General features: G+C 62.1%; 2 protein-coding genes. Both read left to right on the top strand.

Going from position 1 to position 2,737, the window contains the following annotated elements; all coding sequences use genetic code 11:
• On the top strand, window positions 1–1,132 hold a 1,132-nt coding region (locus DDA93_RS16945; protein ID WP_243400678.1), incomplete at its 5' end, for an HNH endonuclease signature motif containing protein.
• 295 nt (window positions 1,133–1,427) lie between these two features.
• Window positions 1,428–2,737, top strand: a 1,310-nt coding sequence (gene putP, locus DDA93_RS15950) for a sodium/proline symporter PutP (RefSeq protein ID WP_116779303.1), incomplete at its 3' end; no start/stop codon positions are given.

Raw genomic sequence — 2,737 nt, 5'->3', positions numbered from 1 at the left:
TGGAGAAGCGATCGGTATCCCGGATACCGTTCCCGCCGTGATGGCCGCATTCGAGGCCCAGCTCATCGGTCTGGCCTGCAAGACCACGGTGGCGAAGTTTTACCGCCAGGCCCAACGGTTACGCGACATCTTCCACCCAGAATCGATCACCCTGCGGCACCGGAAGGCTCTCCAGGACCGTCGCGTGTATCTGGACCCGGCGCAGGACGGGATGGCCTGGCTCCAAGCCTTCCTGCCCACCGAACAAGCCGCCGGGATCTTCCACCGCGTCGACACCGCAGCCCGTAACCTGCAAGGCCCCGACGAATCCAGGACCCTCACCCAACTCAGGGCCGACGTCCTCGTGGATGTCCTCACCAGTGCCGGACCCACCGGACACATGAGTGACGCACCCGACCCAGCTGGCCCAGCTGGCCCTGCTGGCCCTGCTGCTGCCGCTGGGACCGAACCTGGTACTGCCGCTGGGGCCGGCCCGGGTGCTGACCGGGCCGGGCCGGGAACAGCGGACCCCGAATTGCGGACGGACAGCGGATCCGGGACGAACAGCGGATCCAGTCAGCGGCGAGAGAGCAACAGCCCCAGTCAGCCGCGGGAGGCCAGCACGTATTGGGGTGTGCAGGCGAAGGTGTTCGTCACCGTCCCGGTGATGACTCTCCTCGGCGGGGACACACCGGGTGAGCTGGAAGGGTATGGTCCGATTGATCCCGAGACCGCCCGGAAGCTCGCCGGGCACGCACCATCGTTCACCAGGATCCTCACCCACCCCTTCACCGGGGCCAGGCTTGGCGCCGATGCAACCACGTACCGGGTCCCGCAGGACCTAAAGGATGCGGTCCGGGTCAGGGACGGGACGTGTCGGCATCCGGGATGTAACCGGTTGGCGGTGTTCTGCGAACTCGACCACACCACACCCTGGTCCCAAGGAGGCACAACCAGCTACGGGAATCTGGCGGCCCTGTGTAAACGCCACCACATGTTCAAAACCGAAGGCTACTGGCACTACCAACAACCCGACCCCGGCACCATCATCGCGATCTCACCACTCGGCGAAACCTACCTCACCACAGCAGACCCACCACCAGCACCACCAGCCCCAGACCCAGACCCGGACCCTGACCCTGCACCCTTCTAGTGATCTGTTGCGGCTAGCGACGCCTGTCGGTAAAGGCACAGTGGCGACGACCTTTTTGCCCACACGCGCTGCCCGCACGCGCGTCTCGAGCCCACCGCTCAACTGTGAGATCGGACGACTTGCCATGCCCAGGCCGCCACGCCCTCAGCCCACCAGAACTAATCGATCGACGGCAAGGACGAGCGTCAGGGCGTGCATGTGATTCCTATCACCTAATTAGCTAATAACGCTCGTCTTTGGCATAGTCGGGCGCTGCACTCAGCAAATTCCAAGAAAAATGTGAGAGGACCCCGTCATGCCCGACCAGACATTCCAAATCATCGCGATGGTGATCTATATGAGCGCCATGCTCGGAATCGGATGGTATGCCTTCAGGAAGACCTCGGATCTCGACGACTACATGCTCGCCGGCCGTGGACTCAAACCGGGTGTGGCAGCCCTCAGCGCCGGAGCCTCAGACATGTCAGGGTGGCTCCTCCTCGGACTACCGGGAGCCATTTATGTGTCGGGTTTGATCGAAATCTGGATAGCCATCGGTCTGACCGCCGGCGCATGGCTGAACTGGAAATTTGTCGCCCCAAGACTACGCAGCTACACCGAGGTCTCGAACAATTCGATTACGGTGCCAAGTTTCCTTGAGAACAGGCTGAAAGATAAGTCACGGATCCTGCGGGTCGTTTCCGGAATCATCATCCTCGTGTTCTTCACCTTCTACGTCTCATCCGGGATGGTGGCGGGCGGACTCTTCTTCGAAAGCTCCTTCAACTCCAACTACACCGTCGGCATGATCATCGTCGCCGCGATTACCATCGCCTACACCCTGTTCGGCGGCTTCATGGGAGCAACCTACACCGACGTTGCCCAGGGCGTGCTGATGCTGGTGGCCCTGATCCTCGTTCCGATCATCGGCCTCATTGAGGTAGGCGGCTTCGGGGGCCTGACCGATTCCATCCGCGAGGTCGATCCTTCCTTCCTGAACATCGTCGCCGGCGGTTCAACGGTAGCCATCATTTCGGCGGCATCCTGGGGTCTCGGCTACTTCGGACAGCCCCACATCATCGTTCGGTTCATGGCGATGCGCACCCCTCAGGATGCAGTTGCCGGACGCCGGATTGGTGTGGGCTGGATGGTCTTGACCGTTATCGGCGCCATCTCCACCGCACTGGTCGGCATCGCCTACTTCCAGCAAAACCCGAACCTGTCACTCACCGATCCGGAAGCAGTGTTCCTCGACCTGTCGCAGGCCTTCTTCCACCCCTTCGTGGCGGGCATCATCCTCGCGGCAGTTCTCGCGGCAGTCATGAGCACCATCTCCTCACAGCTCGTGGTTTGCTCATCGGCACTCGTTGAAGACCTCTACAACATGGTCTCCAAACGCACCCTGACCAACAAGCAGGGCGTTGTTCTTGGCCGTCTCGGCGTCCTGGTCGTGGCTGTTGTCGCAATTGTCCTGGCCTCCGGCCGCAGCGAGTCAATCCTCTCCCTAGTCGCCTTCGCGTGGGCTGGCTTCGGTGCCGCATTCGGTCCGACCGTTCTGCTGGCCCTGTACTGGAAGAAGCTCAGCATGCCTGGCGCCCTCGCCGGCATGGTTGCTGGCGCCGTCGT

This window comes from Arthrobacter sp. Bz4, assembly GCF_003075455.1.
Lineage (GTDB): Bacteria > Actinomycetota > Actinomycetes > Actinomycetales > Micrococcaceae > Arthrobacter_D.
Note: the sequence above shows the minus strand (reverse complement) of the source record. Positions and strands in the feature narration are given on the sequence as shown.